Source organism: Mesorhizobium sp. BH1-1-4 (assembly GCF_020165665.1).
Lineage (GTDB): Bacteria > Pseudomonadota > Alphaproteobacteria > Rhizobiales > Rhizobiaceae > Mesorhizobium.
The window spans coordinates 147,135-167,472 of the sequence record NZ_JAIUIN010000008.1 but is presented as its reverse complement, the minus strand read 5'-3'; the positions used below and the strand labels follow the sequence as shown (position 1 = coordinate 167,472).

The following is a 20,338-nucleotide window of genomic DNA, read 5'->3' as shown; positions in this document are numbered from 1 at the left end:
CTCCCCGTCTCTATACGGGGAGAGGATGCCGGCAGGCAGGTGAGGGGCGGCGCTGACCTGGACAGAATAAGTCATTTCGCAACCTGCCTCGCCCCGGCACCCGGCGCCGGTTCAACCGCCGAAATCTCGTGTGTCAGCGTGTTGCGGGTGACCTTCAGCCAGGCCCGGCAGCCGCCGCCATGATACCAACTCTCGTCCATCACGCCGGCGATATTGTCGCGCAGATAGACGTAATCGTAGACCTCGTCTTCCGACGCTCCAGGTGCCGGCCGCGCGGGCTTGGCGTCGCCGAGATAGGTGAATTCGCCAAGTTCGCGTTCGCCGCAGAAGGGACAGGTAATGCGCATGGTTCCAGCCGTCTTCAGTGCAGGTTCGGTTGGGCGCCCTGGCCCTTTTCGTCGATCATGGCGCCGGTCCGGAACCGGTCGAGGCGGAAGCGGGCGGCCTCCTTGTGCGATTCGTCGCGCGCGATCAGGTGGGCGAAGACGAGGCCCGAACCCGGCGTCGCCTTGAAGCCGCCATAGCACCAGCCGGCATTGAGGTAGAGCCCGTCGACCGGCGTCTTGTCGATGATCGGCGAGCCGTCCATCGACATGTCCATGATGCCGCCCCACTGGCGCAACAGCCGCACGCGGCCGATCATCGGGATGATCGCCATGCCGCCCTCGCAGACATCTTCCATCACAGGAAGATTGCCGCGCTGGGCGTAGGAATTGTAGCCGTCGATGTCGCCGCCGAAGACGAGGCCGCCCTTGTCCGACTGGCTGACATAGAAATGTCCAGCGCCAAATGTCATGACGCCTGGAATAAGCGGCTTGATCGCCTCGGAGACGAAGGCCTGCAGCACATGGCTCTCGATCGGCAGGCGCAGGCCCGCCATATCAGCGACGCGCGACGACGACCCCGCGACCGCCATGCCGACCTTGCCGGCACCGATCCTGCCGCGCGAGGTCTCGACGCCGGTCACCTTGCCATTGGCGTCCCTGACAAAGCCGGTCACTTCACAATTCTGGATGATGTCGACGCCAAGTTCGCTGGCGGCGTGGGCGTAGCCCCAGGCCACCGCGTCGTGGCGCGCCGTGCCGCCGCGCCGCTGCAAGAGCCCGCCTTGCACGGGGAAGCGCGCATGGTCGAAGTTCAGGAACGGCAGCATCTTCTTCAGCGCTGCCTGGTCGAGCAGTTCGGCATCGATGCCGTTGATGCGCATCGTGTTGCCGCGCCGCGCATAAGCATCGCGCTGCGCGTCGGAATGGTAGAGATTGAGAACGCCGCGCTGGCTCACCATCGCGTTGTAGTTCAGATCCTGCTCCATCCGCTCCCACAGCTTCATCGACAATTCGTAGAAGCCGGTATTGCCGGGCAGGCCGTAATTGGAGCGGATGATGGTGGTGTTGCGGCCGGCATTGCCGGAGCCGATCCAGCCCTTTTCCACCACGGCGACATTCCTGATGCCGTATTCGCTGGCCAGGAACCAGGCGGTGGCCAGCCCATGGCCGCCGCCACCGATGATCATCACGTCGTAGCGGTCCTTCGGTGTGGCGTCGCGCCATGTGCGCTGCCAGTTCTTGTGGCCTGAAAGGGCGGCGCGTGCGAGCGAGAAGATCGAGTATTTCATCAGTTCATTCCGAGGTCGCTCGCACCGCTAAAGACGATCAAATGTCCAGCGTGTGGTCGCGCTCCCATTGCGTGAAGTGCGAAGCATAGGAATTCCATTCCTGGTGCTTCAGCTTTAGGTAGGCCGACGAGAATTCCTCACCCAGCGCCGCCTTGAGCGATTTATCCTTGTCGAACTCGCGTAGCGCGTCGAGCAGGTTGAGCGGCAGTTTCGGCGCACCCTTCACCGTATGCCCGTGCTGGTACATGTCGATGTCGTAGCGCTTGCCCGGATCGGCCTGCGAGCGGATGCCGTCGAGGCCGGCGGCGATGATCACGGCCTGCAACAGATACGGGTTGACCGCACCGTCGGGCAGGCGAAGTTCGAAACGGCCGGGGCCGGGCACGCGCACCATGTGGGTGCGGTTGTTGCCCGTCCAGGTCACCGTGTTCGGCGCCCAGGTCGCGCCCGAGATGGTGCGCGGCGCGTTGATGCGCTTGTAGGAATTGACCGTCGGGTTGGTGATCGCGGCCAGCGCCGAGGCATGTTTCATGATGCCGCCGAGGAAGTTCCTGCCCTTGGCCGACAGGCCAAGCTCCATCGACTTGTCGGCGAAGACGTTGGTCTTGCCTGACTTGTCCCACACCGAAATATGGGCGTGGCAGCCATTGCCGGTCAGGCCCTGGAAGGGTTTTGGCATGAAGGTGGCGCGCAGGCCGTGCTTCTCGGCGACCGACTTGACCATGAATTTGAAGAAGGAATGCTTGTCGGCGGTCGCCAGCGCGTCGTCGAAGTTCCAGTTCATCTCGAACTGGCCGTTGGCGTCCTCATGGTCGTTCTGATACGGCCCCCAGCCCAGCGCCAGCATATGGTCGCAGATTTCGGCGATCACGTCGTAGCGGCGCATCACCGCTTGCTGGTCGTAGCAGGGTTTTGACGCCGTATCGTACTCGTCGGAGATCGCCTTGCCGTCGGGCGAGATCAGGAAGAACTCGGCCTCGACGCCGGTCTTGACGTGCATGCCTTCGCTGGCGGCCTCGGCGATCAGCCTGTTCAGCGTGTTGCGGGGTGCCTGGTCGACCCCCTTGTCGTCCATGATGCAATTGGCGGCGACCCAGGCAACCTCGGGCTTCCATGGCAGCTGGATCACCGAATCCGGATCCGGAACCGCCAGCATGTCGGGATGCGCCGGTGTAAGATCGAGCCAGGTGGCGAAGCCGGCAAAGCCGGCGCCATCTTTCTGCATGTCCGATATCGCCTGCGCGGGCACCAGCTTGGCGCGCTGGCCACCGAACAGGTCGGTGTAGGAAATCATGAAATACTTTACGCCGTTCTTCTTGGCGAAAGCGGCGAGATCGTTCCCCATTATAGTTCCTCGCTTATGTCTGCTGAAGGCTTAGAAGGTGTTTTTTCCCGGTATCCAGTTGGTGCCGGCCAGCGGCACGCCGGCCATGGCGGCTGCCTCGATCGTGAGGGCGACGAGGTCCTCGGGTTCGAGATTGTGCAGGCTGTTCTTGCCGCACGCGCGGGCAATGGTTTGAGCTTCGAGCGTCATCACCTTGAGGTAGTTGGCGAGCCGCCGTCCAGCCGCGATCGGGTCGACCCGCTTCATCAACTCGGGATCCTGGGTGGTGATGCCGGCCGGGTCTTTGCCCTCGTGCCAATCGTCATAGGCGCCAGAGGTGGTGCCAAGCTCGTTATACTCCGCCTCCCAGCGGGGGTCGTTATCGCCGAGCGCCACCAGGGCCGCCGTGCCGATCGAGACCGCGTCGACGCCGAGCGCCAGCGCCTTGGCGACATCGGCGCCGTTGCGGATGCCGCCGGAGACGATGAGCTGCACCTTGCGATGCATGCCGAGATCCTGCAGCGCCTGCACGGCCGGCCGGATGCAGGCGAGCGTCGGCTGGCCGACATTTTCGATGAACACTTCCTGCGTCGCCGCCGTGCCGCCCTGCATGCCGTCAACGACGACGACGTCGGCGCCGGCCTTAACCGCGAGGGCTGTATCGTAATAGGGGCGGGCGCCGCCGACCTTGACGTAGATCGGCTTTTCCCAGTCGGTGATTTCGCGCAGCTCGAGGATCTTGATCTCGAGATCGTCCGGGCCGGTCCAGTCGGGGTGGCGCGAGGCCGAACGCTGGTCGATGCCTTTCGGCAGCGTCCGCATCTCGGCGACGCGGTCGGAGATCTTCTGGCCGAGCAGCATGCCGCCGCCGCCCGGCTTGGCGCCCTGGCCGACGACGACTTCGATGGCATCGGCGCGGCGCAGGTCGCGCAGGTTCATGCCGTAGCGCGATGGCAGGTATTGATAGACCAGTTGCTTGGAATGGCCGCGCTCTTCCTCGGTCATGCCGCCATCGCCGGTCGTGGTCGAGGTGCCCGACAGCGTCGCGCCGCGCCCAAGCGCTTCCTTGGCCGGGCCAGACAGCGAGCCGAAGCTCATGCCGGCGATGGTGATCGGGATCTTCAGCTCGATCGGCTTCTTGGCGTGGCGCGAGCCCAGTACCACCGAGGTGTCGCAACGCTCGCGATAGCCTTCCAGCGGATAGCGCGAGATCGAGGCGCCGAGGAACAGGAGATCGTCGAAATGCGGCAGCTTGCGCTTGGCGCCGGCGCCACGGATATCATAGATGCCGGTCGCCGCGGCGCGGCGGATTTCGGAAAGCGTGTAGTCGTCGAAGGTCGCGGATTTGCGCGGTGTCGTCGGCGGGTTGCGGTACGTCATCTTGCCTCAATACGCGTCGGCGTTGTCGATATTGAAATTGTAGAGCGTGCGCGCCGAGCCGTAGCGCTTGAACTCCGACGGCTTGACGCCGGTCACGCCGGCGCGGTCGAGCAGGCCCTGCAGCAATTCCAGGTGCTCGGGCCGCATCTCCTTGACGATGCAGTCGGCGCCCAGGCTGTCGACCTTGCCGCGTACGAAGAGCCGCGCCTCGTAGATGGAATCACCGAGCGCATCACCGGCATCGCCCAGCACCACGAGGTTGCCGGACTGCGCCATGAAGGCCGACATGTGGCCGATATTGCCGTGCACGACGATGTCGATGCCCTTCATCGAGATGCCGCAGCGCGAAGACGCATTGCCCTCGATGACCAGCAGGCCGCCCTTGCCGGTGGCGCCGGCATACTGGCTGGCGTCGCCTTTCACCGTTATCGAGCCCGCCATCATGTTTTCGCCGACGCCGGGTCCGGCCGAGCCGTGCACGGTGATCGCGCTGCCTGAATTCATGCCGCCGCAATAGTAGCCGACGCTGCCGCGCACATCGATGCTGACAGGCTGGTCGACGCCGACAGCGACGGAGTGGTTGCCTTTCGGGTTGAGCACTTCCCACGCTGTCTCGTTGGAACCGGGGGTGAGCTGGTGCAGCGCCTGGTTGAGTTCGCGCAACGACTGGACGTCGAGGTCGAAGACGCGCGCATGGCTTTCGCGCGTTGCCTTGGAGGTTGCCGGCATGAACTCAATGCTCCCAGAAATAAACGGTTGCGGGCTCCGGTTCCCAGACCCGCGCATTGTCGATGCCGGGTAGTTTGGTCAGCGCGCGATATTCCGAGCCGAAGGCGACATACTGGTCGGTTTCGGCCATCACGGCGGGCTTGCAGGCGATCGGGTCGCGCACCACGCCGAAGCCGTTCTTGGTGCCGACGACGAAGGTGAAGAAGCCGTCGAGGTCCGACAGCGTGCCTTCGAGCGCTTCGCCGAGGTTCTTGCCATGCGCCATCTGCGAGGACAGATAGGCGGCCGCCACCTCGGTATCGTTCTCGGTCTCGAACTTCATGCCTTCGCGCACCAGTTCGCGCCGCACATTGTTGTGGTTGGACAGCGAACCATTGTGCACCAGGCACTGGTCGCCGCCGGTCGAAAACGGATGCGCGCCCATCGTCGTCACCGCCGATTCCGTCGCCATGCGGGTATGGCCGATGCCATGCGTGCCGGTCATCTTGCGCACCTCGAAGCGGTCGACGACGGCTTCGGGAAGGCCGACTTCCTTGTAGATTTCCACCGCTTCACCGGCGCCCATGATGCGCACGTCGGGACGAAGCGACTGAAGGGCCTCACGCGCCGCGTCGACCTTGTCGGGCGTGGTCCTGACCACCGCATGTGTCGATTTCACCGCAATGCTCACCGGCGCTCCGAGAGCCTTGGCGAGTTCGGCGTCCAGCCCGCGAAAATCGCGGTCAGGCTTCGGCGACTGGATGGTGATCTTGGCTTCGTTGCCTGATGTCGCGCCATAGATGGCGATGCCGGCGCTGTCCGGCCCGCGATCGCTGAGCGATACGAGCATCTCCGACAGCATCGCGCCGAGCTTCGGCTCCAGCGTCTTGTCCTTCAGGAAAAGTCCAACGATTCCGCACATGTCAGCCTCCCGACGTTTGTGACCATGAGATGATGTACCGAATGAAATCCTTGAATTCAATGGTATGAAAAAAATTTTCCTCTGGTTACGTATGTGGCTCGATGCCGCTCTGCATGTCGTCGCTCCCCGGTCGGGCATTATGAGCCCATTTGGCGGTACGGATACGGGCGAGCTTGTAGGCGTCGAGGATCGACAGCGCATAGATGAGGAAGCCGCCGGCGTGCCGGCCGACGAAGCTGGCATCCGGCGGCGAGATCTTGGCGGTTACCCAGGCCAGGATGACCATGAAGAAAAGGAACTGCAATCCGCGCACGGGCACGCCAAGAATGACATGACCGCTGCCCGGCAGCGCGATTGCCGCGCCCAGGACGAGATAAGGGCTCACTGGCGCCGGCGAAGTGTTTGAAGTGCTCATGCGGCCTGCCGTTCGCTTCGGTTGATGGCGTCGCGCAGCTCGGACAGCGATACGAGCAGCCGCTCGATCAGCATCGCATCGATCCGTGTGTCGCCGAACGCGGCTTGCCGGAAGACACCGTAGCGTGCCCGTTCGGCCTCGGCCAGCAGCCAGACCATGCGTACGCCCTTGGGTGTGATCAGCAACTCCTTGGCGCGGCCATCCGAAAATAGTTCGAGATGACCGGTGATGATGCCCTGCGGAAAACGCGTGCCCCTGTGGTCGGTCCGCAGCACCGCCTCGGCGGGAAAGCCCGGCGCCTTCGGCAGCGTGTGCGCAAGATGGTCGAAATTGGAGAATGTGGTCGGCGAGCCCGGCCGCATCATCATGTCGAAAGTGGCAGGCACGGCAACCTTTTCGGTGATCGAGACGGAAAGCCAGCGCGTCGGCAGCTTTCGCGTCGCCAGCGTGTCGACGATGGTGCGCACTTGCACCCGACGGCTGTTCCAGGAGCCTTCCCAGGTCAAAACACCCGCGGTGCCATTGGAGACATTGGCAGCGTCCACAATGACGGCGCGGATGCTGGCCGTATCGAAAGCCAGCGCGGCCAGCGCTTTGTTGTGATTGGCACGCGCCATGAAGGCGAGGTGGAAGACGAGAGCCAGGGCAATCGCCCCGACAAGCAATATGGATGTCACGTCACGCACCTCACGATGGCTCGCCCTGCTTCGGGTGAGCTTCCTTTGCTCCGATCAATAGCCCTGCGGTTTCGGCCACGGCATGGTGAACTGGTCGCCACGCCGCACGAATTTGTAGCGGTAGAAGTGGAACCACACGGAAATCAGGAAATAGAAGATGGTCATCGCGATCAGCTGCGAGCCGAAGCCGAGGAAGATGGCGAAGAAGGTCACCACGCACAAGCAGAACAGCACGATCGCCGGCAGCGGATGGAAGGGGTGCGTATAGCCGCGGCGGATCGAGCCCAGCGGCCACTTCTTCCTGAACATCATGATGTTGATGCTCATGAAAGTGTACTGCAGCACGCCCGACAGGATCGAGAAGGTGATCGCCTGGTTGAGGTCGGCGATGAAGGCGAAGGCGAGCGCGATCGGCAGCAGGAACAGGATCGAGCGGTAGGGCGTGCGGTATTTCGGATGCACCGCCGAGAACCAGCTTGGCAGATAGCGGTCGCGGCCGAGCGAGAACCAGGCGCGCGCGGCGTCATTGATGCAGCCATTGGCCGAGGCGAGTGCGGCCAGCAAGGTGGCGACGAACAGAAGATTTTCCAGCAGCGGGCTGCCGGTCAGCTTGCCGGCGTCCCACAGCGGATAATAGGTGATGCCGAGATATTCCCAGGGCATCAGCGAGGCGCAGACATACCAGGTCATGGCGGCTGCGATCAGCAGCGTGATCATGCCGGCCATGGTCCCGTAGGGCAGGGAGCGGGCCGGCGAACGCACTTCCTCGGCCGCCTGCGTCGTGCCTTCGATGCCGAGATAGTACCAGATGCCAAACTGGAAGGCGGCGATGACGCCGATCCAGCCATAGGGCAGCGCATTTCCCGGCGTCACGAGTTCGTTGAGCTTCAGCACCGCCCCTTGCGTCCACGGGCTGACCGAAAAGAAGAGGATGACGATCGAGACGTAGGCGATTGCCGTGATGACGAAGTTGACGTTGAGCGTCATCAACACGCCGCGATAGTTGAGCCACGCCAGCACCACGATGGTGGCGGCGATGAAGGAATTGTGGGTGAGCCCTTCGACGCCAGCCTTGGCGACGATAGTGTCGCCGAGCAGGATGGCGTCGGACACTTCAAGCATGGTGTAGGCAAACACCAGGAAGAGCGCGACATTGAACGCCATCAGCGGCCCGACAATGTGCTTGGCCTGTGCGTATTGGCCGCCGGCGGCGGCGACGGTCGAGGTGACCTCGGAATCGATCATGGCGACCGAGGTGTAGAGCAGCCCGACGATCCAACAGACGATCAGCGCCGCCAGCGCGCCGCCCTTGTCGGCCGAGAAATTCCAGCCGGTGAACTCGCCGACCAGGACGATGCCGACACCAAGCGCCCAGACATGGGCCGGGCCAAGCACCCGAAGCAGCGATACCCGGTCGCCGTGAATTGTGGTGGTGGTGTTTTCAAGCGCGACCGTCATCGATCAATCCCCACTCAGATCCGGTGTTTTTCGGAAGCGGCTTCAAGCTCGCCTTCACGCGACGAGGTCAGAACGTCCTCGGAGTAGTTTGTATCGACCTTGAACCAATCGTAGAGCATCCACAGCGCGAGCACGATCGAAATGCCCCAGCATGCGTAAGACAGTGCCACCCACATGATCGTGTCCCCAAATTCTTCGTCGAACCTTATTTGTCGTCGAACTTTTCTTTGATGACGTCTCGATATTCGCGGTCGGATGCCCGGAACAGGAAGACGAAATAGCCGATCAGCACGGCCGCCATGATGATCAGTGTCGGCCAGTCGATGATGTAGTGGAACCGGTTCTGGATGATGTCATGCGCGGTCTCCGGCGTGTAGCCGAGCTTCTCCCAGATCGAGGCCATTGTCGGGTTCTGGCCAAGGGCTTCCCAGGTCTTGGCATCGAGCGCGTCGATGGACTTCGCCGCCCCGGCCAATCCCATTTTCAGCGGCAGCCACAGCGCCACGAAGATGGCGACCACGACAACGGCAATATCGAAAACCTGCCCGGCCTTGCTTTGCTCCGGCGGCGTATAACGCGGCATGTCTGTGCTCCTCAGGCCTTGCGATTGCGGGATGCGTCGGCGTTCTTGATGTCGAGCCCGTAGATGAAGTCCTTGTCTTCCTTGTAGTGCTTGACCATCGCCAGGATGGCCGCGGTGTTGAAGATCAGCACCAAGGCCGCGGCGATCGCCACGACGGCCTTGATGCCGCTATGCGGGATATAGGGCCACGTCATGAAGAGGACGAAGAGGATCGTCGCCCACAGGCAGATGATCAGGAGCGCGGAGCCGCGCACGTCGGAACGGTACAGCGCCTCGATGCGCTGCTGCAGGTCTGACATCGGTTTTCCCCTTCTTTGCCGACGCCCGGTTCCGAATTGACCGCCCGCCGCTCTCTTTCAAGAGAGTAAAATTTTTTTCATAAGCTCCGCCCGAATCCCGAACTTGTCAAGACGAATTTACTCGGGGTTAACCGCTCGCTTCGAGTGAACAATTTTGCCTGACAATGAAATTATTTGCTTCAAGGGGATTGCAGGCTTCCCGCGTTTGCGGTCAATATTCCGTCCAAAGCTCCGCCCTCGGGCAAAGGAGCAGGGAACAGCAGCATTTTCGAACGGAGGACGAGCGGATGACGGCATCCTGGAGATTTTCAACCCTGGCGGATCGCCATCGCGCCCTGGGGTCGAAACTCGAAGACTGGAGCGGTATGGGCACCGCCTGGACCTACGACAAGGATGCCGATGAAGAATATGTCGCCATCCGCACCAAGGCCGGGCTGATGGATGTTTCCGGCCTGAAGAAGGTGCACATCACAGGACCGCACGCCTCGCATCTCATCGACCTCGCCACAACACGCGACGTCGAAAAGATCTATCCCGGCAAATCGGCCTATGCCTGCATGCTGAACGAAGCGGGAAAATTCACCGACGACTGCATCCTCTACCGCACGGGGCCGAATGCGTGGATGGTGGTGCACGGCTCGGGCACCGGCCATGAGGAACTGCAGCGGGCGGCGATGGGCCGGGACGTGTCGCTGCGCTTCGACGACAATCTGCACGATTTGTCGCTGCAGGGGCCAACGGCCGTCGACTATCTGGCCAAGCACGTGCCCGGCATCCGCGACCTCAACTATTTCCACCATATGCAGACGCAGCTGTTCGGCTTCCCCGTCATGATCTCGCGCACCGGCTATACCGGCGAGCGCGGCTACGAGATTTTCTGCCGTGGCCAGGATGCCGGCGCGATCTGGGACAGGATCCTCGACGAGGGCAAGAGCGCCGGCATCATCCCCTGCCGCTTCACCACGCTCGACATGCTGCGCGTCGAAAGCTACCTGCTGTTCTATCCATACGACAATTCCCAAAAGTATCCGTTCGAGAATGAAGGCCCTGGCGACACGCTGTGGGAGCTTGGCCTCGACTTCACCGTCAGCCCCGGCAAGACCGGTTTTCGCGGCGCCGAGGAGCACTATCGCCTGAAGGGCAAGGAGCGCTTCAAAATCTTTGGCGTGTTGCTCGACGGCAAGGAGCCAGCCGATGAAGGCGCGCCGGTCTATCGCGACGGCAAAAAGGTCGGCGTGGTGACCTGCGCCATGTATTCGCCGCTGGTCAAGAAATCGATGGGCATCGCCCGCCTCGATGTCGAATGCGCTGTCAAGGACACCAAGCTCGAAATCCGCAACAAGAGCGGGTCGATCAAAGCGACGGCGCAGCCCTTGCCGTTCGACGATCCCAAGAAGACCAAGCGCACGGCGAAAGGCTGAGGCATAATCGACAGCGAAGGGTTTCAAGGCACGAAGCAGCGAATGGCAGCCAAGACCATCATCAGCCGGCCCATTTACGGAACTCTCTCTCCGCAGCCTGGCAAGCATCATCTGTTTATCGCCGACGCCGAAGGCGCGCTGGCGATTGCCGACATGGCCGCCAAGGCCCCTTCCGGGTTCTTTGAAGGGGCCGAAATCGTCTTCATTCCCGGTCCTGACGGCAAATATGTAGCCGCCCTCGAAGCGCTGAAGCCGGCGCAATTTCACATCGCGCCATCCTTCGCCAGCCTGCTGCCGCGTCTGAAGCAGACGCTGACCAACGCCCATATGGGCTTGCGCCTCTATCTCGCAGGCACCGAGGGACTGATCGGGCAGGCGATGCAGGTTGCGCTCGAAGCCGGCATCGACCACACCTCCATGCAGACCGAACATCGCGGCTCGCTGGCGCGGCGCATGCAGTGTGTCCACTGCAAGGGCATCACCGAAAACGTGACGACGCAGCCGGCAACCTGCTCGCATTGTGGCCTGCTGCTGTTGGTGCGCGATCACTATTCCCGGCGCCTCGCGGCCTTCCAGGGCGTCTGCATCAATGCCGAGGATCGCTCCGAGATTCCTCCCATGGAGGAGGCCTTCCCATGAGCACCGGCACCACCAAGCTCGATGTCGTCGTCAGCGATGTCGTTCCGGTCAACGAGCTGGTCACCCGCTTTCATTTCCGCAGGCGCGACGGCGAGCTTTTGCCAACATTTTCCGGCGGCGCTCATGTCGTGGTCGAGATGCGCGACGGCGAGCGCACCAGGCTCAATCCCTATTCGTTGATGGGCTCGCCCCTCGACACGCGCGAATACACCATTTCGGTGCGCCGCGACGATGTCGGCCGCGGCGGCTCGCTGTTCATGCACAATTCGGTCAAGCCGGGCCTGGAGATGGTGATCAGCTATCCGGTCAATCTTTTCTCGCTCGATCTCAGGGCGAAGAAACATTTGATGCTGGCCGGCGGCATCGGCATCACGCCGTTCATGGCGCAGACCGCGCAACTGGCGGGCGAAGGCGGCAATTTCGAACTGCACTACACCTGCCGCACCGCCTCGCTCGGCACCTATGCCGACGTACTCAGGGAACGCTACGGCCGTCGGGTCCGGCTCTATCACGATGACCTTGAGGAGCGCATCGAACTCGACCGGCTCCTGTCGTCGCAGCCGCTCGGCACGCATCTCTATGTCTGCGGCCCGGCCGGCATGATCAACTGGGTGCGCGACCGCGCAGCAAGCCTGGGCTGGCCGCCGGAGACCGTACATTTCGAGCATTTCGCGGCGCCGCAGCCCGGCCTGCCGTTCGACGTGACGCTGGCCGTCAGCGGCAAGACCATCCGAGTCGGCGAGCAGCAGAGCCTGTTGGAAGCCATCGAGGCCGCCGGCGTCGATCCGCCCTATCTCTGCCGGGGCGGCGTCTGCGGCCAGTGCGAGACCAACGTCATCTCGTGCGACGGCAAGTTCATCCACAACGACCATTGGCTGAGCGAGGAAGAGCACCGTTCCGGCAGGAAGATCATGCCGTGCGTGTCGCGCTTCGAGGGCAAATCATTGGTCCTGGAAAGATAGGAGGCGAGCTTGGGTATCACCTTTCGCAAGGAAACCTTCCGCGACGACTTCACCTTCAGGAACAGCCCGGAGCACATCAGGCGGTTCCCGTTCCCGTTCCACGAAGACAGCTACATGTACGCGGTCAACATCGAGCCGCATGTCGTCGGTCCGAAGGGCTCGGTGCTGGAGAACCTGATCGACGTCGACGAGCACTATGTCGCCGAGATGCAGGACCGCGCTTTGGTGCTGGCCGAGGATCCGCTGCGTTGCCAGTCATTGCCGCACATGACCTTGGCCGGCTGGGACCTGCTGGAACTCTTGATGGAGCAGCAAGCGCTGGGATACCCCGAGCATTTCACGCTGGAGCGAAACGGCGACCGCTGGCGCTGGATCAACCGGCCGCTGGGCATCGACGATACCTTCACCTTCGGCGACACCTCGACGCTGCCCTACGGGCCGATGGAGTATATCACCCGGCAAAGCCAAGGCGATTTCTGCATCCTCGATCAGCGCGACGGCAATCTGTGGATGGACGCCGGCATGGTCACCACCCAGGCCGACTGGTCGCTCGATTTCGACATCGGCATGAATTTCTTCGAATGGCACGCGCCGGTGCCGCTGGCGCATGAGAAGGGGATTTTCGTCAGGGCGCTGAAATTCCTCACCAACATCCAGCAAGGCAAGCCGGCACGGCGCCTGAACTGGACGATGACCATCAATCCGCGCCTCGATACCAGCCCCGAAAACTACCACAAATGGGGTCCGGACCGCACGACCGTGACGCCCGAGAATGTCGGCGACAAGGTGCATTTGCGCGTCGAGCTGCAGAGCTTCTGGCGGCTGCCGCGCTCCAACGGGATCGTCTTCCCGATCCGCTGCTACCTGATCAAGATGGACGAGCTGGTGACGCAGCCGAAATGGGCGCGGCGCCTGCATCGCGTCATACGCGACCTGCCGGAGGAACTCGCCACCTACAAGGGCCTGACGCGTTTTCGTCCCACGCTGGTGGAGTGGCTGTCGAAGCTCGATGATGGCAGTGCGACGTCACCGGGGTTTGGGCCGGACTAAGGCAGGCCCCCTCATCCGGCCGCTACGCGGCGACCTTCTCCCCGAGGGGAGAAGAGATCGCCAAAGCTGGAGCCAGCTCCTCTCCCCTCGGGGAGAGGTCGGATTGCCCCGAATTGCTCTTTGCAATTCGGTCTTGGCAATCCGGGTGAGGGAGCAGCGGCGGCCCGCCTACCCAGCGCTATTCTGCGGATAACAGATAATCGACAGATACCGCATCGGCAGCCGCGTCAGCTCTTCCGGTCCATGCGGCGCGTCGGCGTCGAAGAACAGGCTGTCGCCTGGCTTCATCGGGTAGAGGTTGCTGCCGTGCCGGTAAACGACCTCGCCTTCCAGCATGTAGAGGAACTCCATGCCCTCGTGCTGGAAGGTCGGGAACACGTCCGAATCCTCGGTCAGCGTGATCAGATAGGGCTCGACCACGACGCCGCTGGTGTTTGACCCGATATGGCCGAGCAGATTGTACTGATGGCCGGCGCGCGTGCCGCGGCGTTCGACATCAAGACCTTGGCCGGCCTTGACGAAGACAGCGCTGCGCTCTTCCTCGAAGCGGCGGAAGAAGGCGGTGACCGGAACGCCGAGCGCCCGCGACAGTGCCTGCAAGGTGGTCAGCGACGGCGAGGTGATGCCGTTCTCGATCTTCGACAGCATGCCCAGCGAAATGTCGGTGGCGACAGCCAGATCGGCGACGGTGATGCCGAGCTTCTTTCTGAACGCCCGAACCTCGCGGCCGATCGCGACCTCCAGCACTTTTTCGCGGGTATCGCGAATGGCGTGCGGGTTCTGCGTTAGCGGTGCGCGGATGGTCTTTCCATCGGCCGAAACCTTCGGCTGCGGCTTTGCTTTCGCGGATGCGGGAGCAGTCTTGGAACCGGAATCTGTCTTCGCCATGTCTGTCCGAGCCCTCGAATATTTATTTCACCCTAGGTGAACTTATTCGCTGCCGATACAGGAGCGCAATGGCGACGGCAAGCCATCTTCTGTCGGGCGCGCCGGTCGTTGGAGCGCTGCCTTCGTCGGTTTTTCGCCAGGAATCCGTTGTACACAAACGCGTTCCCGCAGTTGGCTGTTGACAGCACGCAAGGGCCAATTATTGTCCTGTCAGTGAAATTTGTTTCGCTGGGGAAATCAAAAAAGTGGAGGCCCGGAAATGAAAACTCGCGTTGCCGTCATCGGAGCCGGACCGTCCGGCCTGGCACAGCTCAGGGCCTTCAAATCGGCCGCCGACAAGGGCGCCGACATTCCCGAGATCGTCTGTTTCGAGAAACAGTCGGACTGGGGCGGCCTGTGGAACTACACCTGGCGCACCGGCCTCGACGAGCATGGCGATCCCGTGCACGGCTCGATGTACCGCTACCTCTGGTCGAACGGACCGAAGGAGTGCCTGGAATTCGCCGACTACACGTTCGAGGAGCATTTCGGCCGGCCGATAGGTTCCTATCCGCCGCGCGCCGTGCTGTGGGACTATATCAAGGGCCGCGTCGAGAAATCGGGCCTACGCGAATGGGTGCGGTTCAACAGCCCGGTGCGCATGGTCACCTTCTCGGACGAGACCAAGAAGTTCACCGTCACCGCGCATGACCGCGGCAACGACGTCACCTATTCCGAAGAGTTCGACAATGTCGTCGTCGCCTCCGGGCATTTTTCGGTGCCCAACGTGCCCTATTTCGAGGGCTTCTCGACCTTCAACGGCCGTATCCTGCACAGCCACGATTTCCGCGACGCGATGGAATTCAAGGGCAAGGACATCCTGATCATCGGCCGTTCCTATTCGGCCGAGGACATCGGCTCGCAATGCTATAAATACGGCGCCAAATCCATCACCTCCAGCTACCGCTCGAAGCCGATGGGCTTCAAATGGCCGGAGAACTGGAAAGAGGTGCCGCTGCTGCAGAAAGTCGTCGGCAAGACGGCGCATTTCAAGGACGGCACCACCAAGGACGTCGACGCCATCATCCTGTGCACCGGCTATCTCCATTCCTTCCCGTTCCTGACCGACGATCTAAAGCTCAAGACCGCCAACCGGATGTGGCCGCTGGACCTCTATGAAGGCGTCGTCTGGGAGAACAACCCAAAACTGTCCTATATCGGCATGCAGGACCAGTTCTACACGTTCAACATGTTCGACGCGCAGGCCTGGTTCGCGCGCGATGTCATCATGGGCCGCATCAAATTGCCCTCCGCCGAGGCGATGGCGGCGCACGGCGCCAAATGGCGGGCGAGGGAAGAGACGCTGGAAGACGCCGAGCAGATGATCTGGTTCCAGGGCGACTACACCAAGGAATTGATGGACCAGACCGACTATCCCGGCTTCGACGTCGAGGCGGTCAACCAGACCTTCATGGAGTGGGAGCACCACAAGGCGGAAGACATAATGAGCTTCCGCGACCATTCCTACCGTTCGCTGATGACGGGCACCATGGCGCCGCTGCACCACACGCCGTGGCTGCAGGCGCTGGACGATTCGATGGAAAGTTACCTCGAAGTGAAAAGCGTCGCGGCGGAATAGCCGCGGCGCATCTTCAGGATTACCCCAATCTTGCCCTGGCCTTCGCTGTCCATGCGCTGCACAGCCGGTCGGCGACGATGCCGATGAAGGCGATGGCCAGGCCGGCGACGATGCCGCGGCCGGAATCGGCTTTCGACAGCGCGATGAACACTTCCTGACCGAGATCGCGCGTGCCGACCATGGCGCAGATGATGACCATCGCCAGCGCCATCAGGATGGTCTGGTTCACACCCAGCATGATCTCTGGAAGCGCCAGCGGCAGCTGCACCCGAAAGAAGGTCTGGCGCGGCGTGCAGCCGGACACCTTCGCCGCCTCGATCAGCGCCGGCGGCACCTGCCGGATGCCGTGGTTGGTGTAGCGGATGGCCGGCACCACGGCGAAGGCGACCGTGGCGATCATGGCTGTGACGTCGCCAACCCGGAACAGCATGACCACGGGAATGATGAAGCAGAAGGACGGCAGCACCTGCAGCGTGTCGATGACGGGCGTGATTATCTTCTCGAAACGATCGCTGCGCGCTGCCGCGAGTCCGATCGGGATGCCGATCAGGCAAGCGATGAAGGCCGAGATGCCGCAGAGATAGACCGTCGCCATGGTCTTTTCCCAGAGCCCGGTGACGGCGCAGAAGGCGGTGAGTGCCGCGACAAGTGCGGCCAGCCGCAAGCCTGAGAGCTGGTAGCCGGCAAGGCCGAGCAGGAACACCGCGCCCAGCCACGGAAAGCCCTCGCAAAAGGCGCGTACCGGGTTGAGCACGTTGAGGATCAGCGCGACGCGAAAGGCTTCGATGACGTCGAAGAAGTTGATCGTCACCCAGTTCACCGCCGCCTTCCACAGCGGCGCGGTGGTGAAGGTGACCGCCTTCGGCACCGCCGCGAAGGCCGGCACGAACAGGCCAAGCAGCGTGGTGACGGCAAGGATCGCAATGGCCAGCGTCAGATTGGGATAGCGCCGCCACAAGCCCCTGTTTGCCTGCTGATGGAGATGGCCCTTGGCCTGCTTGTGCGCCATGGCCTGGCTCAGCCGGTCGAGCGCGATGGCCAGTGCGACGATGGCGAGGCCCGCTTCCATGGCTTCGCCGACCTTCAGCGCACGCAGCGCCAGAAGCACGTCATAGCCGAGCCCGCCTGCGCCGATCATCGAGGCGATGATGACCATGTTGAGCGCCAGCATGATCACCTGGTTGACGCCGACCATCAGTGTCGGCCGCGCCGACGGCAACAGGACGCGCCACAGTTTCTGGCGCGCGGTGCAGCCTGCCATGTCGCTGAATTCGCCGATCTCCAACGGTACGCGGTTGAGGCCGAGCATGGTTGCCCGCACCATTGGCGGCGTGGCGAAGATGGCGGTGGCGATCATCGCCGAGACCGGGCTGTTGCCGAACAGGAGCAGCATCGGGATGAGATAGGCGAAGGTCGGGATCGTCTGCATCAAGTCGAGGGCAGGGGAGACGATGAGCCGCTCCGCCCATGGCTTGCGCCATGCCCAGATGCCGGCGAACAGCCCGGTGAGAATACAGAACGGCACCGCGATCGAGATCAGCGCCAGCGTCAGCATGGCGCTGGTCCATTGGCCGAACAGCGCGATGTAGAGGAAACAGCCGCCGACCAGCAGGCTCAGCTTTCGGCCGCCCACGGCATGCCCGGCGAGGAACGCGACGGCGCAGACGCCGACCCAGGACAGGCGCGGCAAGACATAGGCGTCCACGCCATGGCCGAACTTGAAATTCTTGGCCAAGAGATTGAGCGCGAAATCGAGCGGCACGCCGAGCACCGTGGTGATCGAACGCGTCAGCCACGACAGGTTCGACTTGATCCAGCCCATCAGCGCGCTGACCCAGTCGGCGACAGGCACGACAGCCTCGGCCGGATAGTTGACAGCCCAGGGCAGCCTGTCCTGCAGCATGAACACCACCAGCACGGCGGCCAGTGCCAGGATCCAGATCAGCAGCCAACGCTGAACCGGCGGCCTTGCCTGGCTGGCGCTTGCCGTCACCGTCATGCGCCGGCTCTTGGCTTGTCGATGCCGGCCAGCAGCCCGATCACGGCTTGTGGCGTCACCTCGCCGATCGGCCTACCGCTGCCGTTGACTACGGCGAATGGTTTGCCGGCGGCAACGATGCTGGCGGAAAAACTTGATATCTTGGCCTCGGGCGCCACCGTGCCGCCATGCTCGGCGCCGTCGCAGGTGCGCATCAGGCTGCGCGCCGAAATCACCTTGGCGCGGTCGACGTCGCGGGTGAATTCGGCGACATAGTCGGTCGCCGGATTCACCACCAGCTCCTCCGGCGTGCCGATCTGGATGACCTCGCCGTCCTTCATGATGGCGATGCGGTCGGCCAGCCTGATCGCCTCGTCGAAATCATGAGTGATGAAAACGATGGTCTTGTGCAGCATGGTCTGCAGCCGCATCAACTCATCCTGCATCTCGCGCCGGATCAATGGATCGAGCGCCGAGAACGGCTCGTCGAGAAACCAGATTTCCGGCTTGGTGGCGAGGCTGCGGGCGATGCCGACACGCTGCTGCTGGCCGCCCGACAATTCGCGCGGATAGAAATGCTCGCGCCCGCGCAGGCCGACGAGTTCGATGACTTCCCGGGCGCGCGCCTCGCGTGTCGAACGGTCCTGTCCCTGGATGCTGAGCGGGAAGGCGATGTTGTCGAGCACATTGAGATGCGGCAGCAAGGCAAAATTCTGGAACACCATGCCCATGCGGTGACGCCTGAGCTCGATCAGCGCGGCATCGGAAATCTTCAGCAGATCCTTGCCTTCGAACTCGACCTTGCCATGCGTCGGCTCGACTAGCCGCGACATGCAACGCACCAGCGTCGACTTGCCGGAGCCGGAGAGACCCATGATGATGAATATCTCGCCCTGGCGGATTTCGAGATCGACGGCGCGCACGGCCCCGACCAGACCGGCCGCGGTCACATCCGCCATGCTGGCCTTGCCATCGCGCTCGCGGATGAAATTGGCGGCGTTCGCTCCGAACAGCTTCCACACATTGCGGCAGGCAAGTTTGACAGGGCGGGCGTCCGTGCCCGGTTGCACCGCCCGCTGTTCAATCGCTTCCGTCATTCAGTCGTCCTTCTGGAACATCAAGAGTTGAGACCCGGCTGGCCAACAGCCGGGTCTCGCGTTTTCCAGTCGGAGCGATCACTGCGCCCAGGCTTTCCAGTCTGCCTCATGGGCGGCGATCCAGGCGGCGGCGACGTCTTCCGGCGTCTTGCCGTCGAGGTCGATCTCGCCGCTCATCTTGTTGAGTTCGTCGGTGTCGACCGTGTAGGCCTTGGCCACCTTGTAGGCGACAGGCCATTTGTCCTTCATGCCGTTCCAGGAGTATTTCCAGATCTCGCCATGCGGCTTGCCGCAGTCATATTTGGCGTCGGGATTCACGCCCCATTTCGGGTCGTTGTAGCATTCGGGCGTGTATTCGGGGAACTGCACCCATTCGCCCTTGTATTTTGCAGGCGCCCAATGCGGCGAGTAGATCCACAGCATGATCGGCGCCTTGCGCTGATAGGCGGAATCGAGTTCGGCGAACATCGCCGCGTCGGTGCCGGCATGGATCACGGTGAAGGGCAGTTTCAGGGCCGCTACACGCTCGTCGTCAAAGCCTTCCCAGGTCACCGGCCCGCCGAGATAACGCCCTTTCGGCGCCGTCTCGGCGGTCGAGAAGGCCTCAGCGCATTTCGGGTCCTTCAGGGCTTCCCAATTGGGCAGGCCGGGGCACTTTTCCTTCATATATTCGGGAAACCACCATTCTTCCTTGGCTTTCGGACCGAGCTTGCCAAGCCGCTCGGTCTGGCCAGTGGCGTCGGAGGCTTTCATTGCCTCGCCGGCGGTGGTGTCCCAGAACTCCAGGCCGACATCGATGTCGCCATTGGTGAGGCCGGTGGTCAGGCTGGAGAGATAATCGGCGGTCGGATATTCGACGGTGTAGCCGAGCTTTTCCAGGATGCCGCCGAGAATCTTGGCGTTGAGGTTGACGCTGGTCCAGTCGAACAAGGCAATCTTGATCGGGTCGTTGGATTCAGGCGCCGCTGCCTGCGCTGTCGGCGTCATGACACTTACCGCGGCAAGCGCCAATGCTCCCATTGAGAATTTCGAAATCACACTGCGAAATGGCATTGCTTGGTTCTCCTTCAAGCTGTGACGGTTACTGGTCGTTCCCTTCTTGGGTCTTTTCTTGATTGTGTTGGAAAGGCTGGCTGTTGCGCAAGGCTGTTGTCGCCCGGGCGCCGCCAGGCACGGCACGGGCGTGTTGATGCTCGATTTCGGTGATGACGGATGCTGCCTGGGCGGCCAGTCTCATGGCCGATGGATCGCCGCGATAGCGATCATCCGCGGATCGATTGCCAGTCCTGCGGCGCCCTGCAAGG

At 62.5% G+C, this 20,338-nt stretch carries 22 protein-coding genes; 5 read left to right on the top strand and 17 right to left on the bottom strand.

Annotated features, from left to right (window positions below; all coding sequences use genetic code 11):
- Window positions 1-71: 71 nt before the first annotated feature.
- From LB569_RS16725 to LB569_RS16670, 12 genes are all read right to left on the bottom strand, one after another.
- The gene (locus LB569_RS16725; RefSeq protein WP_140705649.1) at window positions 72-347 is read right to left on the bottom strand and encodes a sarcosine oxidase subunit delta; all 276 of its coding nucleotides are present in this window, start codon (window positions 345-347) and stop codon (window positions 72-74) included.
- Between the two features lie 14 nt (window positions 348-361).
- On the bottom strand, window positions 362-1,615 hold the full coding sequence (locus tag LB569_RS16720) for a sarcosine oxidase subunit beta family protein (RefSeq protein WP_224693241.1): 1,254 nt from the start codon (window positions 1,613-1,615) through the stop codon (window positions 362-364).
- Window positions 1,616-1,652: 37 nt separating this feature from the next.
- On the bottom strand, window positions 1,653-2,960 hold the full coding sequence (gene glnT / locus LB569_RS16715) for a type III glutamate--ammonia ligase (RefSeq protein WP_140705653.1): 1,308 nt from the start codon (window positions 2,958-2,960) through the stop codon (window positions 1,653-1,655).
- A 30-nt stretch (window positions 2,961-2,990) separates the two neighbouring features.
- The gene (locus LB569_RS16710) at window positions 2,991-4,319 is read right to left on the bottom strand and encodes an FMN-binding glutamate synthase family protein (RefSeq protein ID WP_140733753.1); all 1,329 of its coding nucleotides are present in this window, start codon (window positions 4,317-4,319) and stop codon (window positions 2,991-2,993) included.
- 6 nt (window positions 4,320-4,325) lie between these two features.
- Window positions 4,326-5,048, bottom strand: coding sequence for a GXGXG domain-containing protein (locus tag LB569_RS16705; RefSeq protein ID WP_140705657.1), 723 nt, complete (start codon window positions 5,046-5,048; stop codon window positions 4,326-4,328).
- Between the two features lie 4 nt (window positions 5,049-5,052).
- Complete coding sequence (locus LB569_RS16700) at window positions 5,053-5,949, bottom strand: class II glutamine amidotransferase (RefSeq protein WP_140705659.1); 897 nt, start codon at window positions 5,947-5,949, stop codon at window positions 5,053-5,055.
- Between the two features lie 85 nt (window positions 5,950-6,034).
- Window positions 6,035-6,364 carry a hypothetical protein gene (locus LB569_RS16695; protein ID WP_140705661.1) on the bottom strand — a complete coding sequence of 110 codons (330 nt, stop codon included), beginning with the start codon at window positions 6,362-6,364 and terminating at the stop codon, window positions 6,035-6,037.
- On the bottom strand, window positions 6,361-7,050 hold the full coding sequence (locus LB569_RS16690; protein ID WP_181173669.1) for a hypothetical protein: 690 nt from the start codon (window positions 7,048-7,050) through the stop codon (window positions 6,361-6,363). The genes LB569_RS16695 and LB569_RS16690 overlap by 4 nt, the downstream gene beginning before the upstream one ends.
- Before the next feature lie 45 nt (window positions 7,051-7,095).
- Window positions 7,096-8,499 (bottom strand): APC family permease, encoded by a 1,404-nt coding sequence (locus tag LB569_RS16685; protein ID WP_140705662.1) that lies wholly within the window; start codon window positions 8,497-8,499, stop codon window positions 7,096-7,098.
- A gap of 14 nt (window positions 8,500-8,513) precedes the next feature.
- Window positions 8,514-8,675: a hypothetical protein gene (locus tag LB569_RS16680; RefSeq protein WP_015318908.1), complete on the bottom strand. Its 162-nt coding sequence runs from the start codon at window positions 8,673-8,675 to the stop codon at window positions 8,514-8,516.
- 29 nt (window positions 8,676-8,704) lie between these two features.
- Window positions 8,705-9,082 carry a hypothetical protein gene (locus LB569_RS16675; protein ID WP_140705664.1) on the bottom strand — a complete coding sequence of 126 codons (378 nt, stop codon included), beginning with the start codon at window positions 9,080-9,082 and terminating at the stop codon, window positions 8,705-8,707.
- An 11-nt stretch (window positions 9,083-9,093) separates the two neighbouring features.
- A complete protein-coding gene (locus LB569_RS16670; protein ID WP_140705666.1) occupies window positions 9,094-9,381 on the bottom strand; it encodes a hypothetical protein in 288 nt (95 codons plus the stop codon).
- A gap of 287 nt (window positions 9,382-9,668) precedes the next feature.
- Here LB569_RS16670 and LB569_RS16665 point away from each other — a divergent pair, with 287 nt between their 5' ends.
- The 4 genes from LB569_RS16665 to LB569_RS16650 are packed head-to-tail and all read left to right on the top strand — an operon-like array spanning window position 9,669 to window position 13,453.
- Window positions 9,669-10,802, top strand: coding sequence for an aminomethyltransferase family protein (locus LB569_RS16665; RefSeq protein WP_224693240.1), 1,134 nt, complete (start codon window positions 9,669-9,671; stop codon window positions 10,800-10,802).
- A gap of 42 nt (window positions 10,803-10,844) precedes the next feature.
- Window positions 10,845-11,441, top strand: coding sequence for a dimethylamine monooxygenase subunit DmmA family protein (locus LB569_RS16660; RefSeq protein ID WP_224693239.1), 597 nt, complete (start codon window positions 10,845-10,847; stop codon window positions 11,439-11,441).
- On the top strand, window positions 11,438-12,403 hold the full coding sequence (locus LB569_RS16655; protein WP_224693238.1) for a PDR/VanB family oxidoreductase: 966 nt from the start codon (window positions 11,438-11,440) through the stop codon (window positions 12,401-12,403). Before LB569_RS16660 ends, LB569_RS16655 begins: the two co-directional genes overlap by 4 nt.
- A gap of 9 nt (window positions 12,404-12,412) precedes the next feature.
- Window positions 12,413-13,453, top strand: a complete 1,041-nt coding sequence (locus tag LB569_RS16650; protein WP_224693237.1) for a heme-dependent oxidative N-demethylase family protein — start codon at window positions 12,413-12,415, stop codon at window positions 13,451-13,453.
- 168 nt (window positions 13,454-13,621) lie between these two features.
- Here the strand turns inward: LB569_RS16650 and LB569_RS16645 are convergent, their stop codons facing one another.
- Window positions 13,622-14,341, bottom strand: coding sequence for a helix-turn-helix domain-containing protein (locus LB569_RS16645; protein WP_224693236.1), 720 nt, complete (start codon window positions 14,339-14,341; stop codon window positions 13,622-13,624).
- A 259-nt stretch (window positions 14,342-14,600) separates the two neighbouring features.
- On the opposite strand from LB569_RS16645, the gene LB569_RS16640 reads away from it, so the two are divergent.
- Window positions 14,601-15,959, top strand: coding sequence for an NAD(P)-binding domain-containing protein (locus LB569_RS16640; protein ID WP_224693235.1), 1,359 nt, complete (start codon window positions 14,601-14,603; stop codon window positions 15,957-15,959).
- Between the two features lie 19 nt (window positions 15,960-15,978).
- Here the strand turns inward: LB569_RS16640 and LB569_RS16635 are convergent, their stop codons facing one another.
- From LB569_RS16635 to LB569_RS16620, 4 genes are all read right to left on the bottom strand, one after another.
- Window positions 15,979-17,958 (bottom strand): ABC transporter permease, encoded by a 1,980-nt coding sequence (locus LB569_RS16635; protein WP_224693234.1) that lies wholly within the window; start codon window positions 17,956-17,958, stop codon window positions 15,979-15,981.
- Window positions 17,955-19,034 (bottom strand): glycine betaine/L-proline ABC transporter ATP-binding protein, encoded by a 1,080-nt coding sequence (locus LB569_RS16630; RefSeq protein ID WP_224693233.1) that lies wholly within the window; start codon window positions 19,032-19,034, stop codon window positions 17,955-17,957. Before LB569_RS16630 ends, LB569_RS16635 begins: the two co-directional genes overlap by 4 nt.
- A gap of 78 nt (window positions 19,035-19,112) precedes the next feature.
- A complete protein-coding gene (locus LB569_RS16625; RefSeq protein WP_224693232.1) occupies window positions 19,113-20,087 on the bottom strand; it encodes an ABC transporter substrate-binding protein in 975 nt (324 codons plus the stop codon).
- Between the two features lie 28 nt (window positions 20,088-20,115).
- A complete protein-coding gene (locus LB569_RS16620; protein WP_210242271.1) occupies window positions 20,116-20,271 on the bottom strand; it encodes a hypothetical protein in 156 nt (51 codons plus the stop codon).
- Window positions 20,272-20,338 lie beyond the last annotated feature (67 nt).